Origin of the sequence: Bacillus sp. AL-1R (assembly GCF_052180195.1) — a bacterium.
GTDB lineage: Bacteria > Bacillota > Bacilli > Bacillales > Bacillaceae_G > Gottfriedia.
Genome location: NZ_CP197469.1, coordinates 2,336,803 through 2,359,765 on the forward strand (window position 1 = coordinate 2,336,803; position 22,963 = coordinate 2,359,765).

The following is a 22,963-nucleotide window of genomic DNA, read 5'->3' on the forward strand; positions in this document are numbered from 1 at the left end:
AATAATTACTATTTATATTTTTCTCTTAAATATAAAAATTTCCCAAAATAATCTATAAACACAAAAACCCCTTCATATTTACCCTTATTACTTAAGGGGAAAGAAGGAAAAAGTTAAAAACTAGTGTTATTTATTCTTTATCTAATTAAAAATTATATATCACTCTTATTTATTATAGCAATTGCTTTTTGGATCGACTGTATAATTCCTGTGTATCCAGTACATCTAGTTAGACTCATCTTCCGTTGAATTTAACTGACGATGAGTACTTTTACAGCCATAATCAAACCAGGAGTACATTATCCACATTCATACCCTCCCATCTTCTAAAAAGCTTACTTAATTAGGATGGAGTTCTACAACGGCTACCCATTCTAGCCCTAAAAGCTTTTTTAAGAAGGTACATATCCCTTTTCCCAATAAGTTTGTAAAAGGGGTCCACCAGCAATTATGCATGAGTCATTAAGAAATTGTTGTTTTAATATGTACGCTTTTTCAAGTGTATCTGGAAACCATAGAACAGGATAATGTGAGTTTACATGTCCTTGTTTAATCTCCATTAAGTACAATCCCCTTCGCTCTTTCATACGCTTCTTTTGTATCGATATCGAAAAAATCCAACCGATTGTCAAATTCAACTAATAAATTATCTAAATTAGTATGATTCCGAATAATTGCTCTTGCTCCTTCATCAGCATTTAACTTGAATAGACTAGGAATCGTATTTTGCGATAGTATAATTGGGGGTCTTGGGACACCTTGAAAACTTGCTGCTAAAAAAGGAAGTGTTGAATTCTCACTTACGCCCTTTAAATAGTTTCGATGTAATTCATTAATAGTTTGAATTGATAGAAAAGGTTGGTCAGCAAGGAGGATCATGATTCCTAAAGGCTTTGTTTTTTGAGCATGAGTTAAACCACATTTTAAAGAGTATGATTGTCCTTTGTTAGCACTAGTACATGGAACATGTGTCCATAAATCTTTATAATTTTTTTGAAATAGATCTTTACTTATCCAATTTAGTGAATCATTTTCTTTTGTTACGACAAAAACATGGTCGATATTAGAATGGATAAATTTACGTAAACCAAAACTTCCAATTGTAGAATCACCTAATGGAAGTGAAATTTTATTCTGTCCCATTCTTTTACTACTCCCTGCAGCAAGGAAAATTGCAACAACTCTACTATTCATGCTTAGATTCCTTCTTGATTCTTTGTCTTTGAATTAATTCAGCAATAATGCTAATTGCAATCTCTTCTGGACCCTCAGCACCAATTTGTAAACCAGCAGGACTATTTATTTCTGAATCTACTTTTTTCCCATCCATTAATCGCTGGATTCGTTTTTTCCCACCAAGAACTCCTAAATACTTTAGATTAATATTTAATAGATGATTTAATATTTCTTTATCTTTTTGGAATTGATGGGTAATGATGATAGCAGAATCAGAAGTAGTCAATTGAAGTCTTGATATGATTTCGCTTGGAAAACCCATAAAAATTTGGTCTGCGTCTGGAAAGTATTCTTTAGTACAGAGATCAGCCCGCCAATCGGTTATCGTTACAAAGAATCCTGCAATTGATGCAAGTTTTACTAAAGGAATTGCATCTTTACCAGCTCCGAAAACGATTAAGCGAGGCTTAGGATGAAAAGTATGTAAATACACTTTAGTTGTAAGTGATTCAATTGCTCGAAGCCCACTTTTATAATGAGTATCATGTAATTCGTTTAAAACACTTTTAAGATGATCTAATATTCGTTCATTACAATTTCCAAAAAAGGTATTTTCATTTACTAAGAACAAAGTTTCAACCTTTTTATTATGATCAAATAAAATTTTCATCATCGATACACTCGTACCATTTAATAAGAATTTTTTTAATTTAGTTAGTAACTCAAACAGACTATCATCAATTGGCTCTAAAAGCACGGTAATAATTCCGTTACATCCTGCACCATTACCCCACGTTAAATCATCCTCTGCACTCATATCATAAGTAACAGTTTGAGGCGTTTTCCATACTCTTGTTTCTTGAACGCGATATGCCAAATCTGTTTCTAGACAACCAGCACTTAATAATCCAACCTCTTTCCCATTTCCCTTAAATAACATAGAAGTCCCTTCTTTCCGGTAAGCAGAGCCTTCAACATGTATAATAGTAGCTAATACATCACCTTCTTTTGATGATGTAATCTCATTTAGTATCTCATGGATACTTTCCATTAGATCCCTCCTAAAACCAATCCAACATTTTTAGTAAATATTAATATATAGTTCTATCATGTATGTGTTATGTCAGGATCCAATATTAATTAATCTTAAGAAGCAACAAAAAAAGATTAACCACAATTATGGTTAACCGATTATCAATATTTTTATTATTTTATACCTAACTTCTTCTTTCCAATATCAGCTAGTACAGTTTGTCCATCAATTGTTGGATGTATATCCCCTTGTATAATGTACGTTTCTTGTTTTTCATCAAACGCTGAAAAAGCGTCAGCTATTTTTACATTTTTGTATTTACTTGCAATGCTAGCAATTGTCGGATTAATAACAAACGATAATAATTGATTCGATAAATTATGCATTGGTTGATTATTTACTTGAAATGGATTATAGAAATTGTATACAACGATTGGAGCATCACTAAGTTCACGAATCTCCTGAATTATTTCATTTAAATTTCCTGCTAATTTTGGCATCATCGTAGCAATTTTTCCAGGTAGTTGCTCTATATTATTACTTTTTTTCAAAATATGTAACAAATCATTATTTCCAATATCCAAAGTTATATAGTCTGCATGTTTGACTGATTGTCTGAAATTAAAATCATTTTTTATAGCTTGCAAAAGATGATCTGATGTCCAACCTGGCACACCTAAATCACGAACTTCAAGGTTTGCGTTTTCGCCAATTAAAAAAGGGAACGCATAATCTGAAGGTATTTTATTAGTATTACCCAAATTGAAACCAAATGTTATGGAATCTCCAAGACTTACAAGATCAGTCTTAGTCTTTTCATAAGTATTTACATTATCAGCTTCTTTTGCAAGTGTTGTAGTTGAAACTAAAAAACATGCTAAAGAAAATGTAAGAACCGTACTAACTATTTTTCTTCTTATCAACAAATACGCCCCCTTAAATAAGTTTATTAAGATACTTAACTTCTTTTTATGGGTATAAAAAGTAGTAATTAAAGACTTAAATTACCAATTTTAAGGATTATACTTTAAATACTGTTTTATTAAATTATTTGTCTAAATGAACAAAAACATGTATCCATTTACTTAGTTTTGAAAATAATAGAAGGATTTTTACGAAAATTTGTTTTCAACAACGTAAAAAAGCTAACTGCATTAGTTAGCTTTCTATGAATTCGTTTAATCTAAATATAAATTAATTTGAAACTCCTATTCTCACACTAATTTAAATCTCAGCAACTTTTGAAGGGTTATTTAATTTATATTTAACTTCTTTGTTTAATTTCTTATCAACAACTTTCCCATCAAATTGATAAGATTTACCTACTTCTAGCTCTGCTGCCTTTAATGTTTTACTCAATGAACACCAAGCATTTCCTATTACTAAATCCTGTTCTCCTTTGACAGCTACATTTTCCCAAACAACAATCTCTTCTTCGCTATCATTAAAATGATTATATTTTGTACTAAATTCTTTAACAGTGCCGTTAAAATGAGATTTATCTGTTGGTAATGTAATTGATACTTCCTCTTTCTTATCAACTTTTTTCTTAGTAGCAGCTTTAGAAGTAGTTTCTTTCACTTTTGTTTCTGATGAATATTTCTTCTCAACACTGATTTTTGTTTCACTCTCGCCAACTGTGTATACTTTTTTAAAGCTTGGAGATTGCATTTCTTTTAAATAAGCAGGATGAATACATGTTAAATTGCCATCTTCAAATTCAATAATAATTGTATGATACTCATCCGTAACTCCATAAGTTTCATAGCCAATAAGTTTTACATTTACTTGAAAATCCTGTCCTTTAAATAAAAAATCATGTTTTGGATTTTTATTAAATAAACCCCAAGATCGTCCTTTTTCTAAATAATCTTCATCAGACAAAAACTTTGTAAATTCCCCTTTTGGAGGTATGTATTTTATTAACTCAGTTTTCTCATTTTGAACTAAATTTTCTGCCATTTTATTTACTCCTTTGGTAAATCTTATTTATTTCCAGTTTTTAGTAGTATTTAAATTAATTATATGTAGAAATTATAGTTTAGTTTGGAACTTTTTGTCCATCTTATCGTGTAAAGAATTAATTTTTGTGAATATATTTCGGTACGTGAAATCATTCAAAACGTCCAACTGTTCATTACATTTATCAAATAGTAACTTTTAAGTTCAATAATAAAATTACGGTAAATGAAATTTTTAAAACAAATCCACTATTTTATACTAAAATACAAAAAACGCCGAGATATTAACCGACGTTTTTAAATACTAAAATTCTACCTTATCAAAATGATAACAATTTGTTAAATAGGATGTTTTTGAATTTACGACTAACTTTTGACAATAATCTTCTAAAACTTTTGGTCCTGTAACAAATTTACTCATTGCAAATGTACCTTTTCGATATCGATCTGTTTTATCTCTTGAACTATCAAATCGGTAATAAATTAATTTTCCGTTAAATTGATACTCCGTAATAACTGGATCACCTTTTGAAGTAAATTCAACAAATCGAATAAAGTCAGGATTTTTATTTTTTACATTCTTAATAAATTTTTGAACTCGTTCATTATGATTAGTTGTTTTTCCTATGATGATATCTCCATTTTTTATCGCATCCTTTTTACTATATGATGCCGGGATTTTGTTCGTTGCTTTTTCTCCGTAATTCTCGATTTCTTTTTTTAACATTTCTTTCGTAAATCCACTTGCTTCTGCTACCATGAAATGATCGAAGGAAAAACCAATAAATAGTAAAAGCATCAACGGTATGATTGATTTATACATATTGCCCTCCAATTTACAATTAATAATATTGGTTAGTTTTTCCAATCTGTAATGACTTATGCAATTAAAAAAGGTACTCAAAAGTATTTTTTGACTTTTGAGTACCTTTTTATAACTTATAAAACTAGTCGATTATAAACCTAACTCACTCTTTACAATCTCTAATGTTTTCGTTTTATATTTACTCTCTGGTTTAGGTGCATTTTGTACGGAAGGATTTTGCATTAAATAGTTCTTTTCTACATATGCAAGATCTTTTGCATCTACTGTTCCATCAAAATTAATATCTGCACTTCGTTTATTTGTTCCCCAATATGTTTGAATAGATAACGCATCTATTACGTCAATTACATCATCGCCATTTACGTCTCCACCAAGAAGTGTAGGAAGAACAATCTTTTTATATTGACCTATTAATTCTCCACTTTCATTTTGCATACCAATTTTGAAATCATAAAGACTTTTAAAATGTCCTGGAACTTTTACAGTCATTCGGAGTGATTTGTCAGTAAGGGCTAAATGTAAAGCTTCAATTTTTCCATACTGAGTAAAAATTTGATTATACGTATTCCCCTCAGCATCTTGTAGTGATACATCTGCCCCTATCTTACTGTAATCTCTCCTACTATCAAACGCTCCACCACTCGTTAATAAACCTTGAGCATATAAAACAGATGTCATTTTCGAATAAGTCGGAACTAAATCAACAAAAGGTGCATTTGCGATAAGAGAATTTGTCATACCTGTTCGATTTATATATGAGCCAGAAGTATATACAAGGGAGCTATCAGGTCTTATGTCGAATTTATAATCCTTTACTTTGTATGTAACTTCCACCAATGGGATATCTCCATTTAAAGTTTGCGTATTAGTATCAGCTGCTTCAACCGTTACTCTACTTGCTGAAGTTTTGGTTAGCTTCATTTCTCCTAGTTTACTAGAATCAGGATGCAAGTCAATATTTTCAATATATAAATAATCTGAAGCAACACTTAAATTTATCGTACCCTTTTTAAAATCTGCTGCATTTTTCAAGACAATTTTTGCATGAATTAAGTCATCTGGTTTTGCAGTGTCTTTATCTACAACCGAAGTCAAATACGGTGTACCATTTTTCACGATTTTAATTGTCTTAGGTATAATACTGCCGTTACCTGCAGAATCGGTTACAATTAATTGAACCACTTTAGTACCTGTTCCAATCGGTACATCGTATTTAAATGTACCATCTTTATTTACAGGTATTTCTAGTGGTACTTCTCCTTGTGCTAGATCATAGACTTTATTCGCAGACTGATCTATCTTCATTCCAGCAGCTTTATTATTCTCAATATCTTGATCAAATACCGAGCCAGTTATTGTAACTGATTTTTGCCCTTCCTCATATTCAATTATATCTCCTACTGGTCCATCGATTGTATACTTAGGCTTTCTATTATCAACTACTACATCACGAATTTCTGTAAACTGTTTTCCAGTATCAGTTGTAGCAAGCATTTTAATCTTATAAAACCCATCCTCTGCAACGACACTTTTAGCACTTATTCCAGAGTTAACAAGCGGATTATACGTACCATTAAAGAGATACATATTAACTAAATCACCTTCGCTTAAACTAAATCCATCTACTGTTCCAATATACCCTATTTCCTGATTCGTTTTTCCATCCTCTAAAATGAAATCAATATTTCTTACATTGGATTTCATTTGAACTTGAGCGGTTATAGCCTTAATTGTGTTAGGACTTGAAGATCCATCTCTATAACGGTCTTCTGATAACCCTAGTGATGATGTTTCGAATAATCCTATACCTTCTTCAACAGCATGTACAGCAAAAGGAATTTTATAAGTTTCCCCAGGATCATTCTGGTTTGTATAAACGATATACCCTTCATAATTACCTTTCTCTGCTGTTTTCGGTATGTAGATGGACGCCTTCGTATTTTTTTGTGAATTTGCAGCTAGTTTAATAGTTGGTTTAATCGAAACTTTTACGCCATTTTTGTCAGCATCTTTTGATCCTCTTAAACCTGATTGAAATTTAACTGCTACATCAAATGTTTTTGTTTTATCACCTGTATTTTTAATGACAACTTTACGCTCTTCATTAACATCGTCGCTTAAATCCACTGAACCAAAACTTAGCGCACCTGTTTCATCTTTAATGGTTTTTTCTTTTCCATTTTTTAAAATTGGTGTTTCATTTTGAACTTTCATTTCAATCGACGAGTGAACCGCTTTATATATATCCGCTCGACCTGCTCCTGATTCAAATACACTATAGTCCTTACTTAAAGGTTCAGCCGTATTCATAAGAATGGCTTTAACATCGCTTGGTTGCAAGCTTGGTTTTGCTTGGAGTAAAAGTGCAGCCATACCTGCAACATTAGGTGTTGCCATCGATGTACCTGAAAGTCGTTCATATGCGTATTTATAATCATTTGGCGTATTTTTATTGATCATATAAGCTGGAACAGTGGAGAATACGCCAACACCTGGAGCCGTAATTTCCGGTTTAATATCGTACGTAACACGGGCCGGCCCACGTGAACTAAAATCTGCTAATTCGTCTGCTTTTGTTTGAATTTGACCAAGTTCATTAAACGTAAATGTACTTGTTGTATTGATTTTTGATTTCAAAGCTTGGCCTTGGGCATTCGTTAGTGTGAATGTTGGAATATAATCTAATCCTTCACCTAAATAAGAAGGGATTAAACCTTCATCTGGATTATTATTGAAAAGTAGTGCAGCAGCTGCACCATTTTGTTTTGCAAATTTTACTTTATCTCCCAAAGCAATATTATTTCCGCGACTTATTAATACAACTTTACCTTTTACATCTTTGTTTTTATAATCAGTCGATGCGCCATATCCAACATCAATAATTGAAAATGATTGGCCATTCAACTGTTCAACATGATCTGTGTAACCTTTCGCCATTTCTTGCAAGTCAGCAGAAGTTGTTTCTGTACCTGATTGAAGTACACTCTTATAAGTATGTAAATTATTTGGTTCATTACTTGCACCTACAGTCAGGGCAAGTGCTGCAGTACCTGGAGAACCTAATGTGTACAGATCATTTCCGTTGTTTCCTGCAGCGATTACTGCTGTAACACCGCTTAGTACCGCTTGATTAATTGCTATACTTGTAGAATAAAGTGGATTATTAATTCCTGCACCTAAAGATAGATTAATTACGTCCATTCCATCTGCTACAGCTTTATCGATACCTGCCAAAATACTAGAATCATATCCAACGCCATAAGGTCCTAATACACGATAAGCATATAAGTCTACATCAGGTGCAATACCTTCCATTTTATAATCGCTATCATTCTTTCCTTGACCAGCAATAATTCCTGCAACATGAGTTCCATGTTCAGTATAATACGATGCCCCATTTGCCCAGAAAAATTCGGCTACACCAGATTTTTTCCAATCTTCATATGTAGCTTCCATCGGGTCATTATCATTACCGACAAAATCGTACCCACCTTTATATACATCCTTTAAATCTGGATGATTATAGTCGATACCTGTATCAATGACTCCAACTTTAACTCCTTTACCAGTAAATCCTTCCTGATGAAGCTTGTTTACTCCTAGAAAAGAAAGAGCTGATTGATTACTCGATCCTCCTGTTTGCATTTTTTCTTGATTATTATCCACTTCAGCATGAACTTCTTCATTACTCCAAATTGCTTTAACAGCTTTCGATTTTAATAAGTTTTTAATTTGATTTGCTGGTAGATTCATTGAAACACCATTAAAAGCATGCCTATAAGATTGATTTACTTTATATTTAACTTTTTTATTATTGTCTTCTGTTAATACTTGTCCTAAATCCCTTGAAAAAGTTGCATGATCTTGATCAACTAAGCTAGTTGCCACAGTCTTTGTTAGCTGTTTACCCTTTAAACTTGATTCGAGCTGGGCGACTTTTGCTGGTTTATTATTAAATTCAACAATAACGCTCGTTTGAGTTGTAGCGTCTAAATTAATATCAGGATTAACCTGTAGTCCTGTCTCATTACTCGTTGAAAGTTGATGAAGTGCTGTCCTCTCGGCTTGTGATAAATTTGCTAGCATTTCATCTATTTTCGAAACTGTTGCAGCTTTTGATACAGTTGTTACATGACTTAGAGAGCCAAGAATAAAGCTGGAAGATAACGCTAATACTGATAAACTTTTAACGAACTTACTTCTAGAAATATTCCTTCCCATTTTCAACCTCCAAATTTTCAAAAAATAAAGTCTCTTTCATTATTTGTTATTCCGAATATTCAGTCAATTTAGTGATTCTTTTCCCTATTCATTCAACTTTTAAATGTTTTTTCAATATTTTTGGATGTTTTTCATCAAAAAATTCAAAAAAAGTTTATTAACTTATTTCCTTTTTTTCTATGACTCTGTTATATTTAAACGCGATAAGAAGAGACTGACCCAAAAAGTCATTTTTCAACGACCTTTTGAGTGCCTCTTTTTCAATCTTTAATTCACAAATCTACTACGAGAAAATATTTAGCCCAAGCTGATACTGGGTAATATGTATTCCTTCGCATTCTTATTTTAATCCTAATTGTGTTAAAATGCTGTCTAAAGTAGTGCCCTTATAAGTTGTCTTAGCCTTAGGTGCATTCGGCACAGAGCTGTTTCTCTTTCCGAAGTTTTTCACTACATAATTCATATCGTTTGCATCAACAACTTTATCGAAGTTGAAATCTGCTGATGCTTTATTTGTACCCCAGAAAGTTTGTACTTGAAGTGCATCCATTACATCGATTACATTGTCTTTATTTACATCGCCAGCAGTTAGTAGTGGCGTTACGTAACGTAATGTTCTGCCAACTGTTTCTCCTCGAACCTGATCAGATAATGTAAATTGTACATATTTTGTGAAATGACCTGGTACATCAACTTTAAATGTGTATGGTTTATTATCGGCTTTTACCCAATCAATTGAGAAAGCACCATTTTTAGAAGTAATTGGTATATCATAATTTGTTTTTCCATCATAGGATTTAAGGGAAACTTTAGCACCTATCTGAGTTTGATCAATAGCATAATTGATCTGATTTGTTGTCGGATTGATTAATCCTTCTAGCTGCATGTTTCCATTGAAATAAGATACTTTCGATGTATAAACATAATTTTCAATATAAAAATTGATATTTTTTGTTTCCACACCAGCTTGGTCGATAAAGTTTGCTGATGCTGTGAAAGGCACTCCAATTGATACAGCTTGATCCAATGTTTTTACATCAAAATTAAATAACTGTAAATCCTCTGGTAATTCTTTATCCCCTAAATAAGTAAAGTTAACAGTATATTTCGTTGTACTAGCAGAAGCTTGTGAAGTTGATACTGAAATTGTTGCGTCACCATATTGTTTTACGGCATCATTTAACTTAATGTTTTGAATTTCACCTTGTTTTGTAGCACAACTGATTACGAATGTTGCTTGATTTAAGTTTTTAATATTATTCGAACGAACTGTGTAATTTACAGAATCACCTGTTGTAGCTTTTTTTTCATTTGCTTTGAAATAGTAATAAGGCGTTGTATTTTTCGTAAAGACTACATGGTCGGTTGGCGTTTGATTTCTTGCTGTATCAAATGTGTAATAACTTACATCTAACCATTTAACTTTATCTGAAACATACATTTGCTCTTTATAATTACCATCTTTATCTGTAAAAACTGGTGCATTTGGGAACGGTGAATTATAGAAAAACACAATTCCATTTTTAGATTGGTCGACATTTATTCCATAACCTTTTGCTTCATCAACTTCAGGGTCAAACACATTAAATGTGTAGTCATAAAGCATTTCACCATTTGAATCTAGCTGACTATCTGAATACTCAACTACTTTTTGATCTAGTAAATCAAAACTTGTTGTTACCTTTGGATCTCCAGATTCAAATAATAAATCAGGCGCAGCCGTGAATGTTTTACCTGAAGCATTTGTCCCAATAAATCGTAATTTATAATGTCCTTTTGGAACTAATGCATTTTCAGAGCTAATTGGATTTTTAGCATCCCCAGTAAATGGGTAATACACGCCTTTAAATACTTGCTGAACAGTATATTCGATGTTTTCCTTTGCTAGACTTGCATCCATTGTACCTATATAACCTATATCATCACCTGTATTTGGATCTTGTAAAACGATATCAATTGTCTTCATATGAGATTGTAATGTCAAATATGCAGTAACAAATGGTTGAGCCGTAGCTGGCCAACGGATTTTATCTGTAAAGATTGGGTTATATAAACTAGCAGTTAGACCTTCTTTTACAACTCGTCCACCAAATGGAATTTGATATGTTTCTGTTGGATCGGCAGTATTAGTGAACGTAATATTTCCTTCATATGTTCCCTTTTCAGCTGTTTTTGGAATGTTTAAGTTAAACTTGATTGATTTCTGGCTAACTCCATTTAACTTTACAGATGTAGGACCTGTTAGCGTTACACTATTTTCAGGCGCATCTTTAGATCCTCTTAATCCAGTCTGGAAATTCACATCAACACTAAATGTTTTCGCTTTTTCACTACGATTCTTTAATATAATCGAACGTGAATCTGCGATATCTTGATCATTAAATGCAAATGAACCAAAGCTCATTGCACCTGTTAATTCTTTAATTGATTTTTGTTTACCATTAATAATAGTAGGTGTTTGATCAACTACTTCTAGCTCTACATTTGAGTGGATTGCTTCATATGCATCAACTCGTCCACTTCCAACTTCAAATACGCTATAATCTTTTGATAATGGATCTGCAGTATTCATTAAAATTGATTTGATATCTTCAGGCAATAAATCTTTATTTGATTGAAGTAATAAGGCAGATACACCAGCTACATATGGTGTTGCCATGGATGTGCCTGATAATCTTTCATATGCGTATTGATAGTCTTCTGGTTTTGAACCATCAACTGTTTTATCGTTTACATAGAAAGGTACCGTTGAAAGAATTGATACACCAGGTGCTGTTATTTCTGGTTTAATATCATAATTTACACGAGATGGTCCTCTAGAACTAAATGATGCTAATTCATCCGAAGCTGTTTGTAGTTTTGTGAAATCACCAAATGTGAAGTCAGTTTTACCAGCTTTAATTGCAGCTAAAATGGTATTACCCTCATCATTTGATACTGAAAATGCAGGGATCGCATCCATTGACTCACCTAAAAATGTTTGAATTGCACCTTCAGCTTTATTTGTTTCATCGTTATACATTAATACACCAGCAGCACCATTTGCTTTTGCATTTTTGATTTTATCAATTAATGCAATTGTTCCTCGTTTAACAAACGCAATTTTACCGTTTAGATCTTTTCCATTAAAGTCCACTGGATTAGCTAATCCAACATCAACTAATTGATAAGATTTTCCCTTTAATGTTGTGAAATCATCTTTATAATTTCTTGCTAGCTGTCTTAAAGAATAATTTGTACCGTCTTGAACTCCTGCATATTGATAGACATCAAGTGCAATAGATGACGCTCCAACTGTTAATGCCAAAGCTGCTGCACCAGGTGAACCTAATGTATCCATTTGTTCTCCATTATTACCTGCAGCAACGACTGTCGTTACTCCACTAAGAACAGTGTTATTTACAGCCACTGAAGTCGCATATAACGGATCATTTAATGCTGCACCAAGTGACATATTAATAACATCCATACCATCACTAACGGCTTTATCTAATGCAGCGATTATATTTTCCGCTGTTCCACTACCATACGGGCCGAGTACACGATAAGAATAAAGATCTGCGTCTGGAGCCGCACCTAGCGTTTTGTATTCGCTATTTGCAACGCCTCGACCACCAATTATTCCCGCTACATGTGTACCGTGCTCTGTATAATATGGACTTCCACTTACAATTTCAGCTTTTCCTGATTTCTTCCAATCTGCATATGTCGTTTCCATTGGATCATTATCGTTGTCAACGAAATCATATCCGCCTTTATATGCATCTTTTAAATCTGGATGATTATAATCAATTCCCGTATCTAAAATACCAACTTTAATTCCTTTTCCAGTAAAACCTTCCGCATGTAACCGATCTAAAGCATCATATGGTGTATAGTTTTCAACATTTGCTTCATCTGCTTTTAGTTGATCATTTTCTTTTGGTGGATCAATTTTGAACGTCTCATTACTCCAAACTTTTTTAACTGCTTTTGATTTTAGTAGATTCTGAACTTGATTTGCTGGTAATGTCATCGAAACACCATTAAATGCACGTTTATATGATCGATGAACTTTATAATTCACTTTCTTCGTAGTTTCATTATTTACTAATTCTGCAACGTCATTTGTAAAAGTCGTATGATCTTGGTCAATTAAGTCTGACGCTGTTGATGCAGACAATTCTTTTCCTTCTATTGTAGCCTCTAGCCGAGCTATTTTTACTGGCTTATTTGCAAACTCAACGATAACATTTGTTGGTTCTGCAGAAGATTGATCAATCTCTTCGGAAATTTTTGGCCCTGTTGAATCATTAATTTTAATTTGATTAAGAGCATTTCTTTGTTCAGGCGTCAATTTAGCAAGCAATTCTTTAACATTTGAAGCGCTTACAGCTTTTGAAACAGGTACACCTTGTCCAAGAGAACTTATAACAAAACTTGACGATAATGCAAATACAGCCCAACCTTTTCCATTTTTCTTACGTTTCCCCATTAAAACCATTCCTTCCTCGAAGTCACAATAAATTGCTCGAAAAGATCTATTTGAAATACGAACATAAACATTCAATTTTGTTATGAAAGTAATTCAGTTTAGAAACCTTTACATCATCAATTATTAAGAAAATTCGAAATTCGGTCAATTGGGTTAAAATCGAGGCTCTATTTCAATAATTGCAATATTTTCACTGAAAATTCGACTTCTTTCTACTCAATTGTTTATAAACAAATCACGGACCCCTTCCCCCTTCTCTTGGGAAGTATCAAAAAGAAATGATTTAAATTTAGTTTTGGAGACACTAGAGGAAGTGGTACAAAAAAAAACTGCCTCAAATGTCGTTATCCAACGACCTTTTGAGACAGCCTCTTCATTGTCTTGCATTTCATTTTTTAGGAAGAGTATGAGCTATATGAACTTGAATGGCTGCGATGATGACGTCTTGATGATGAAGAGTGTCTGTAATGATGGTTTGATGATGAGTGTTTATTACGTCTTTTATGTTTTCGGTGACGTCGATGGGAACTTCCAAATATTGATTTAAAAAATCCAAGTTGGAAAGTTTCTTCTTCAAGGGAAAATCGTCCGACGTCAACAATTCGTACTTCACCATCCTTTGATAACAATAAATTATGATTATGTAAGTCGAATGCATATAAGCCTGCATTTTGAGCATCAAAAATCGCATGATTAATCTCTTCTTCATATTGTTTACGTAAATTATTACTATGTCCATCTAATTGGTAAAAAGTTTCACCAAATACTCGATCACTTACCATAAAATCATTCGTAAACGCATGAACTTTTGGGTAATATATACTTCGCTCTAGAAGGTGAAGTTTCATTCCATCATCTCGACTTTTTCCATCTTCTTTAAATACTTTTATAACATAATTGTCTCTAGTATAAACATCCCCATCTTTTCCACTTGCTAAGTATTCAAAATGATCTGCATGTTCTCCAAATAAAGTAAAATCCTGTATTTCTTGCAAAAGTGATTGTTTCATTCATAAGCCCCTTTCAGGTGTTAATAATCTTAAAAGTTAAAACTTTCTTTACAAGATATATTCTCTCATTACATTGTTTTTACCTACCAGCTATTTGAATTACAAAAAAGTTTTCTTTAATTTAGTAATTTGTATTAGCTATGAATTTTTTGGGATAATACTCTACTAACAGAGATGATTGGCATTAAGTAAAATTATGGTTCAAATGATACGAAAAAGCGTTGATAAAAAAGGAGTTAGTAAATATGCATGAAGTAATTATGAGCTTAATTGCAGGTTTAATTGTTGGAGTTGTATTTACACTCATTAAATTACCAATTCCGGCACCACCTGTATTTTCAGCAATTTGCGGGATTATAGGTGTATGGGGTGGAATGAAATTAGTTCAGCTATTTATATAATAAACCTGACTTTTATTTAATGATATTTTTATATTGATTGGAAACAATAAGATTGCAAATTAGAAATTATTCTACAATTTTGTAGTTTGGAGGAAAATAAATGTCATATATTATCTCAATCATTGGCATTATCTTGTTACTTATTATTTGCTGGCTATTGTCTAATGATAAAAAGAACATTAACTATAAAGCAGTTGCAATTATGTTAGTGGTTCAATTGATTTTAGCTTGGTTTATGCTAAAAACCTCAATTGGAAGAACCGTTTTACAAAAGATTGTCTCTTTCTTTAATAAAGTTTTATCTTTTGGTAACGAAGGTATATCATTTGTATTCGGTGATTTATCAACAAAGGGTTATTTCTGGATTAACGTTTTAATGATGATCATCTTTGTATCTTCATTATTATCTATCTTGACTTATACAAGAATTTTACCGTTAGCAATTAAATATATCGGTGGTGCAGTTGCTAAAATTACTGGTTTACCGAAGATTGAGTCGTTCGTTGCTGTAAATAGTATGGTATTTGGTGATACCACTGCAATTCTTTCAGTTAAAACTGAATTACATAAACTAACACCTAACCGTTTATTTGTTGTCGTTACATCATCTTTAGTAGCGGTATCATGTTCAATCTTAGGTGCCTATATGCAAATGATTCCTCCAGAATATGTACTAGTTGCATTACCAATTAACGTATTCTCAGGTTTAATTCTTTCTTCAATGGTATGTCCGGTTACTTCAGAACAGGATGAAGAAATTAATGTAAAAGAAATGATTAAAGAAAAATCATTATTTGAAGCCATCGGAAACGGTGCACTTGATGGTGGTAAAGTTGCCTTAATTGTAGGTGCAATGTTAATAACTTATATTGGTTTACTTGCCATGATTAATTTCGTTTTCAATTCAATTATCGGAATGACATTTACTCAAATTTTAGGATATGTTTTTGCACCAGTTGCTTTCATCATGGGGATTCCAACAGACGAATTAGTTCGTACTGGGTCAATTATGGGTACAAAAGTTGCTGCAAATGAATTTGTCGCAATGCTTGATTTCCAAAAAATCATTCCAACTTTATCAGCAAAAACTGTAGCGATTGTATCATCATTCTTAGTATCATTTGCTAACTTTTCTTCAATTGGAATTATATATGGTGCGGTTGCTGCAATTGATAAAAAACAATCAGAGCTTTTTGCTAAATTTGGGTTAAAAGTATTATTAGTTGCTACGCTTGGTTCAGTATTAACAGGAACAATTGTCGGATTATTTGTTAGATAATTCTTTCGATCACAATGAACGTAAAACAAAGCAGCCAATCTTTTTATTAGATTTACGGCTGTTTTGTTTAATGTAATGAATTTTTTATAACTAAAGAAGGAAATACCCTTAAATACTCACCTTCAAAATAAAAACCTCCTTCATTGTTTAGCATTTTCAATTACTATTTTAACCAAATCTCCTAATACGGTACGTGAAATTACAACTAATTTCAACAACATTTTAATAATTGTATTGTTAGTATTTATTTTGAAATAAATTGTTCAAAGAATAACATATTAAACAAACCAAAATCTCGTTAAAATAATCCAAGTAGAAATCTATTTTTGATATGACTGATTTGATTCTTGTCTTTCATGCTTAGATTTAGATGTATTAATTCAAGTTTTAAGGAGATTTAATTATGCAATTTGTTACTATACTCATCCTATTCTTATGTACTTTTTTCCCAATCTTACATATGATCAATTCACTTCCGATTTTTTATAATAAGAAACGAAATATTGTACGGACTAATAAAAGCATTAGTATACTTATACCTTGCTTTAACGAAGAAAGTATTATCGAAACAGCTATAAAAGGTATAAATAGATTAAATTACTCAGCAAAAGAAGTTATTTACATTAACGATGGATCTGAAGATGGAACCATGAAAATTTTGCATGAACTTCTTCGCCTTACACCAATAGAGCGAAGAAAATCAAATCAGTTAAAGAGTAATAAAATCAAAAACTTCTATAAATCGACTATTTACCCTAATGTTTACGTAATTGACAAAGTAAATGGTGGAAAACATGATGCCTTAAACGCAGGAATCGAATATTCTAAAAATGAATTAGTTGTAACTTTAGATGCAGATAGTATTCTTGCCAACGACTCATTGCATATCCTGAATGAAGTTTTCCAAGATCCTGATGTATTAGCAGCAGGAGGAATGGTGCATCCTCTTCAAGGTGTCCATTTTAATCAGGAGAATATCGAGCGTACTTTATCGGTAAAGCATGTCATTCGATTTCAAATTTTTGAGTTTATAAAAGGATTCTATATTAATAGAGTTTCTCTTGCGAAATTCGATGCACTCTCCGTTATTTCTGGAGCATTTGGTGTTTTTAATAGAGAAATTTTATTAAAAGTTGGTGGATATAGAAAAACTTTAGGAGAAGATATCGATATTACTTTAAAATTTCAACAATACATTTTAAAAAATCCTGGTAAAAGAATGGTATTTGTCCCAAATGCAGTATGCTATACAGAGTGTCCAGAAACCTGGAAGGATTTATTTAAACAAAGGATTCGTTGGCAAAAGGCATTTATTGACTGTGTCATTTATTATTTTCCGATGCTTATAAAGACCTTTTTATTTCGTACAGTTTCTTTCTTCATGCTAATTGATTCATTTATTTTAGGTACAGTTGCTATTTATTTTACGATTTTTAATTTCGGCTATATGTTATTTACCAATATAGGACATGCTCAAAATCTACTATTATTCTATTTGCTTGGAGTCGTATCGTTAAATTTAATTTATAGTATCTTTGCTATGTATTTAGCTAATTATTATGGTGTTCAATTTAAAAGTAAAGATAAGATTAGATTGACAGTTACAATACTATTAGACCTATTTGTCTATCGTTTTGTAACATTATTTTTTGTACTATTTGGTACTGTTTCTTATTTTATAAACCGTAATGATTGGAACAAAGTTTCTCGATCTGGGAGAATTTATGAGCTAGAAAAGGATAAAGGAATGAAGAACGTTGGATAAAAAACTTGTTATTGTATATGCTGTTCTAATATCATCATTTATGATTGCATATCCGTTTATGAAAAGTAGTGCATCTTATTTGTCGGTAGCTAAACAACCAAATAAATCACTACAAACTACAAATTGTAAAACTTTCCAAAGTAAAGTACAAACACCACAAGAAATTCAAAAAACCCAAAATAAAGCTAACATTATTTTTACAATGGATGATGGATGGGAAACGCAATTTACAAAAGGTTTTAAAATCTTAAAAAATAATGATATAAAAGGAAGTATTGCTGTCATTCCTTCAAAAATAGGTACCAAAGGATATATGTCATTACGTCAATTAAATACTTTATATCGTTCTGGTTGGGACTTGATGAATCATACATATTCCCATCGACATTTAGCAAGTTTAAATAAACAAGAGCAAAAAAGTGAATTAAACGATGCTCGAAAGTGGCTTAATCAACATTGTTTTACAAAAGCAAGTAATATCGCCGTTTATCCATATGGGTCTTTTAATGATGATACATTGAAAACCTTGCAGGAAGAACAATATCGAAGTGCTCGTACCATTAAGGATGGAATTCAAATTAACCAAATTAAAAAATATGAGGTTCGAACGATTAATTTACTTCCTAGTACAGACATTTTATGGGTAAAAGATCAAATTGACTTAGCAATTAAGAAGAAACAATCAATTGTATTTACTAACCATCGCTTTGAAAAAAAAGCTGATAAAGCGGGGATGAATTTTGATCCAGAAAAGTTTAAAACAATTGTTAATTATGTCGTGAGTAAAAAAGATGAACTAAACATTTTGACCTATTCCGAATGGCTAGATATAAAAGAGATTAATTAACTTTATATATTTAATTTCAAAAAGCTGCTGCGGCAGCTTTTTTTCTTGCAAATACGAATAGATGTGGTGGTATTGAATTCCTTTTCATCAGGGAACTTAATTTTGTTCAAGACTAATTTAAATAAGGAGCCGAAAGATCGACTCCTTTTTTTAAACCCTTTTATTTAAGAATTTGGCTAATGCCTCCACTACCAAATTATGATCATCCTCTTGAGCTAAGCCTGAAACGGTTATGACGCCAATAACACCCGATCCTTCAATTTTAATAGGAAATGCTCCACCGTGTGCAGCAAATTCAGACGGACTGGTCGAGTAAAATTCGTTATATGATCTATTTTTCATCTCGTTGTAAAGTCTCATATAATAAGAGCTGACATGATGGCGGAGAACAATATTAGATTTTCTCTTGATCCATAAATCTTGATCTGGCGATGTATGATCCATTGCATAATGAAAGATACTTTGACCGTTTTTCAAAATATTTATAGCAATTGGTTTATCAAACCCTTTAGCTGCCTCTATGATGAGCATACCAATTTCTAAAGCATCTTTGTTTGAAAAACTTTGAAAAATTAGATTTTCTTCTTGTTTCCTTACCTCCTCAAGTTTTTGTTGAATCGTTATCTCTTCCATATAAACCTCCAATTAAAGATAGATTACTTTCTTTTCTTCACTACTTTTAAGTGCTGCTTCAATGATCTTAATAACAGATAAACCTTCTATACCTGTAACAGGAGCATTGGAACCATTTAAAATACTTTCAGCAATTTTCTTGTAATACCTCGTATACGAACCAGGAATTGTTTCAATTGTTTCTTCGATTTCTTTTTCGTCACAAACGGTATAGAGCTTGCCATAGAATTGAGGTTCATCTATTCCCCATGTTTGTTCTGTAGGTTTTTTACCTTCTTTAAGTGCAGCTTCTTGCCCATCTAATCCATACTTAATAAAGCTCCCTTTGTTTCCATGTACTTGGAAACGAGGTCCGTTACTTGGGACAATGGAACCAGAATGTAAGATAACACGTAGTTTGTCATATCCTAAAATGATATGAAAATAATCATCGGTTTCAGCATTTTCTCTTTGTGCTATTACATCAGCTGAAATGAATTGAGGTTGTCCAAATAGGTTTAAAGCCTGATCAATTAAATGTGAACCTAAATCATATAACATACCAGAACCAGGACCTTGTTTCTCTCTCCATCGATTTCTTACTTCTGGTCTATATCGGTCAAAATGAACTTGATAAGTATTGATTTCTCCTAATAAACCATCATTTATTAATTTTTTAATAGTTAAAAAGTCATTATCCCATCTTCTGTTATGATAAACGCTTAATATACGATTCTTTTCATCGGCGATCTTAATTAGCTCTTCTGCTTGCCATGTTTCCACTACCATTGGTTTTTCTAAAATGACATGTTTACCAGCTTCTAAACTTTGTTTTGCCATTTCATAATGCATACCACTTGGTGTAGTAATGACAACTAAGTCAATTAATTCATCTATTAGAACCTCATCTAAACTACTGACTATCTCTACATCTCCTAAATCTCTTTGAACAACTTCTTTTTTTGAACTGACAACTTTTCTTAATTCGAATTCTTCTAAAACACTTATAAATGGTGCATGGAATGTAGCTCCCGAAAAACCATATCCAACTAAACCAACATTAATTTTTTTCATTCGAAACCCTCTCACTTTCCTCTTCTTCTAAACTAATTAAATGAATATTGTATTCGATTATTTTTTGTTTAAATGCTTCATCTGGATCTTTGTCTGTAATAATGATGTCTATTCCCTTAATATCAAATACCTTGTGCAGAAAAACCTTTTCAAACTTTGTATGATCTGCTAATAAGACTACTTGTTTTGCACAACTAATCATTTTTTTCTTTAAAAACGCCTCTTCTTCATCAGGTGAAGTGAGTCCATCTTCACTAATCCCGCAAGCACCAAGAAATAGCTGATCAACTTTGTAGTCATTAAGTGTTTCAATCGTCCTAGGACCAACTAAATTTCTATTTTTACGATTAAATTTTCCAGGAAGCATAAAGGTTTGTATTTCTTCATACTCACCTAATAAATCAACTATATCAATTGAATTTGTAATCACATTTACTTGTTTACCTGACATAAATTTCGACATAAGTGCACAAGTTGAAGATGTATCCATCAATAAGTTACTAGTTTCACGTATAAGTAATGCAGCTCTTTGTGCAATCTTTTCCTTGCCTTTAGTTACGATTCGTTCTTTATAATCAGTTAAGTTTCGGTTATTGGTTGGAAGTGTTGCTCCACCCTTTATTCGTATAATTTCCCCGCGTTCTTCAAGTTTAACGAGATCCCTTCTTGCCGTATCCTTTGAAACGCTAAGCATTTTACATATTTCTTCTAAAGTAATCTTACTATTTTCAGCCAAATACTTTACTATCAAAGCTAATCTTTGTTCTTGATACATAAGTTTAGAACCCCTTTTTATTCCTAAAAATCGATTTCTAAAGATATTATATCTAATTCAAATATGTATTTCCACAAATAAACTTATAAAACTTAATTTAATTACGTTTTTTAAGTTTAGTCTAAATTATAAGCACTTAACATAAAAAAAGACGGTAATTTAACTTAACCGTCTTTAAAAAACTTTATAAAAATTTAATTTGGTGGAATGAATGATTTTTTCCATTCCATTCGATTATAAATTCTTCAATCCCTAAAACTGCAGTTTCAGGTTTTGACACTTGATGATCAATCCATTTTTTAAGTTTAGGTAATACAGCATGATGAAATTGAGATTTTGCCTTCTCTGGATAAATAGTTTGGGAGATTGGATAGAAATAAATTCTAATATCCTTATCTCTATTACAAGTAACTGAAGCTACAACAGTTCCGCTGATTTGTGGTGGTCTTGCGCAGCGATTATCGAATTCAAACTTTCTTGTCAGGCCAAATATAACACTTGCCTCTTCTTTACTAGGGAGATTCAACTTAATTTGTTTTCTATTTGCAGCATATGTTTCAATTTTATTAAGATTTCTAAAATAAACGATCCTCAATTTCGCACCTCCTAATAATAGCCACAACAATATAATTTCTACTTCATTTAATTTATGCCCCTACTAATAATCATATTGACCTACTTTGAAATAATCACAATAAAAAAAATCGACAAGAAAGTCGATTAAGTTCAAAGCTATTAAACGATTCGAATATGATTGAAATAAATGAATAAGTAAAATTCCTTCCAACTTTTTTCTGCTTTCCTTAATTAAATGAACAAACTTAGATATATTAATCTATAATAAACATCTCGTAAATTTCTTAAAAAAATAAAGAATCATTACCTTATTCAAATACTAAAAAAAGTAATATTATAACCATAATCTTTTCACTTCAACTAATGACTCACCTTCAAACGTTAATTTATAAATATCTGGCATCGCAAGTTCACTCCAAAAGTTGAAATCATATTTTAAATCAAAATAATTCATAATTAGGACCATCATATTACCATGCGTACCAACAACAATGTTTTTACCAGAATAATTTTTTAATAGTTTGTTAATTGCTTCTATTCCTCTTTTTTGAGCCGTATAATTTGACTCTCCACCATTTAATGATCGATTAAAGTCCATCCAAACTTCTCTGATTTCTTTTTCAAAATCCTCAACCGGCTCAAGTGATAAGAGTCGTTCCTTAAAATTTTCTTCAATCATCATTTCTATACATAATGATTTGGCGATCCCTTCGACTGTTTGAATTGCACGTTTATATGGGCTTGAAATAACGTAGTCGATTTTTTCATTTAATAGTAGTTTAGTTACCTTAAATGCATCAGTAAATCCTCTTTTAGATAATGGTCGGCCCAGTTCATCAGGAGTATAAATTGAATGCGCATGCCTTACTAAGTATAAGTTTGTTCTCATTTGGCACCACTTTCTATCTATCATAATTTTATCTAATTAAATTT

18 protein-coding genes are annotated in these 22,963 nt (G+C 31.9%); 4 read left to right on the forward strand and 14 right to left on the reverse strand.

The features are described 5' to 3' along the window. Positions 1–392 precede the first annotated feature (392 nt). The 9 genes from ACSBO6_RS10870 to ACSBO6_RS10910 all read right to left on the reverse strand — a co-directional run bounded on the left by ACSBO6_RS10870 (position 393) and on the right by ACSBO6_RS10910 (position 14,701). Positions 393–560, reverse strand: coding sequence for a hypothetical protein (locus ACSBO6_RS10870; RefSeq protein WP_180232918.1), 168 nt, complete (start codon positions 558–560; stop codon positions 393–395). Then, complete coding sequence (locus tag ACSBO6_RS10875) at positions 550–1,194, reverse strand: NTP transferase domain-containing protein (protein ID WP_498843346.1); 645 nt, start codon at positions 1,192–1,194, stop codon at positions 550–552. Before ACSBO6_RS10875 ends, ACSBO6_RS10870 begins: the two co-directional genes overlap by 11 nt. Continuing rightward, the gene (locus ACSBO6_RS10880) at positions 1,187–2,227 is read right to left on the reverse strand and encodes an XdhC family protein (RefSeq protein WP_498843347.1); all 1,041 of its coding nucleotides are present in this window, start codon (positions 2,225–2,227) and stop codon (positions 1,187–1,189) included. Before ACSBO6_RS10880 ends, ACSBO6_RS10875 begins: the two co-directional genes overlap by 8 nt. Positions 2,228–2,382: 155 nt before the next feature. Then, a complete protein-coding gene (locus ACSBO6_RS10885; RefSeq protein ID WP_286138307.1) occupies positions 2,383–3,132 on the reverse strand; it encodes a GDSL-type esterase/lipase family protein in 750 nt (249 codons plus the stop codon). Between the two features lie 301 nt (positions 3,133–3,433). After that, positions 3,434–4,171 carry a hypothetical protein gene (locus ACSBO6_RS10890; protein WP_498843348.1) on the reverse strand — a complete coding sequence of 246 codons (738 nt, stop codon included), beginning with the start codon at positions 4,169–4,171 and terminating at the stop codon, positions 3,434–3,436. A 303-nt stretch (positions 4,172–4,474) separates the two neighbouring features. Continuing rightward, positions 4,475–4,993: a DUF4362 domain-containing protein gene (locus ACSBO6_RS10895; protein WP_098845992.1), complete on the reverse strand. Its 519-nt coding sequence runs from the start codon at positions 4,991–4,993 to the stop codon at positions 4,475–4,477. Between the two features lie 132 nt (positions 4,994–5,125). Then, positions 5,126–9,217 carry a S8 family serine peptidase gene (locus ACSBO6_RS10900; RefSeq protein ID WP_498843349.1) on the reverse strand — a complete coding sequence of 1,364 codons (4,092 nt, stop codon included), beginning with the start codon at positions 9,215–9,217 and terminating at the stop codon, positions 5,126–5,128. Between the two features lie 340 nt (positions 9,218–9,557). Then, complete coding sequence (locus ACSBO6_RS10905) at positions 9,558–13,691, reverse strand: S8 family serine peptidase (RefSeq protein WP_498843350.1); 4,134 nt, start codon at positions 13,689–13,691, stop codon at positions 9,558–9,560. Between the two features lie 395 nt (positions 13,692–14,086). Next, entirely contained in the window at positions 14,087–14,701 is a 615-nt protein-coding gene (locus tag ACSBO6_RS10910) for a hypothetical protein (protein ID WP_098845995.1), read from the reverse strand. A gap of 245 nt (positions 14,702–14,946) precedes the next feature. Here ACSBO6_RS10910 and ACSBO6_RS10915 point away from each other — a divergent pair, with 245 nt between their 5' ends. From ACSBO6_RS10915 to ACSBO6_RS10930, 4 genes are all read left to right on the forward strand, one after another. Beyond that, positions 14,947–15,102 (forward strand): XapX domain-containing protein, encoded by a 156-nt coding sequence (locus ACSBO6_RS10915; RefSeq protein ID WP_098845996.1) that lies wholly within the window; start codon positions 14,947–14,949, stop codon positions 15,100–15,102. A gap of 100 nt (positions 15,103–15,202) precedes the next feature. Next, on the forward strand, positions 15,203–16,381 hold the full coding sequence (locus tag ACSBO6_RS10920; protein ID WP_098845997.1) for a NupC/NupG family nucleoside CNT transporter: 1,179 nt from the start codon (positions 15,203–15,205) through the stop codon (positions 16,379–16,381). A gap of 403 nt (positions 16,382–16,784) precedes the next feature. Then, entirely contained in the window at positions 16,785–18,146 is a 1,362-nt protein-coding gene (locus tag ACSBO6_RS10925; RefSeq protein WP_498843351.1) for a glycosyltransferase family 2 protein, read from the forward strand. Next, a complete protein-coding gene (locus ACSBO6_RS10930; protein ID WP_498843352.1) occupies positions 18,139–18,993 on the forward strand; it encodes a polysaccharide deacetylase family protein in 855 nt (284 codons plus the stop codon). The genes ACSBO6_RS10925 and ACSBO6_RS10930 overlap by 8 nt, the downstream gene beginning before the upstream one ends. Positions 18,994–19,143: 150 nt before the next feature. Here ACSBO6_RS10930 and ACSBO6_RS10935 read toward each other — a convergent pair whose 3' ends face one another. The 5 genes from ACSBO6_RS10935 to ACSBO6_RS10955 all read right to left on the reverse strand — a co-directional run bounded on the left by ACSBO6_RS10935 (position 19,144) and on the right by ACSBO6_RS10955 (position 22,919). Then, positions 19,144–19,626 carry a heme-degrading domain-containing protein gene (locus tag ACSBO6_RS10935; RefSeq protein ID WP_498843353.1) on the reverse strand — a complete coding sequence of 161 codons (483 nt, stop codon included), beginning with the start codon at positions 19,624–19,626 and terminating at the stop codon, positions 19,144–19,146. 12 nt (positions 19,627–19,638) lie between these two features. Further along, a complete protein-coding gene (locus tag ACSBO6_RS10940) occupies positions 19,639–20,679 on the reverse strand; it encodes an oxidoreductase (protein WP_498843354.1) in 1,041 nt (346 codons plus the stop codon). Next, positions 20,666–21,454, reverse strand: coding sequence for a DeoR/GlpR family DNA-binding transcription regulator (locus ACSBO6_RS10945; protein ID WP_098846002.1), 789 nt, complete (start codon positions 21,452–21,454; stop codon positions 20,666–20,668). Before ACSBO6_RS10945 ends, ACSBO6_RS10940 begins: the two co-directional genes overlap by 14 nt. Before the next feature lie 184 nt (positions 21,455–21,638). After that, positions 21,639–22,049 carry a hypothetical protein gene (locus ACSBO6_RS10950; protein ID WP_098846003.1) on the reverse strand — a complete coding sequence of 137 codons (411 nt, stop codon included), beginning with the start codon at positions 22,047–22,049 and terminating at the stop codon, positions 21,639–21,641. Between the two features lie 315 nt (positions 22,050–22,364). Further along, positions 22,365–22,919 carry a histidine phosphatase family protein gene (locus ACSBO6_RS10955; RefSeq protein WP_098846004.1) on the reverse strand — a complete coding sequence of 185 codons (555 nt, stop codon included), beginning with the start codon at positions 22,917–22,919 and terminating at the stop codon, positions 22,365–22,367. Between the last annotated feature and the right edge of the window lie 44 nt (positions 22,920–22,963).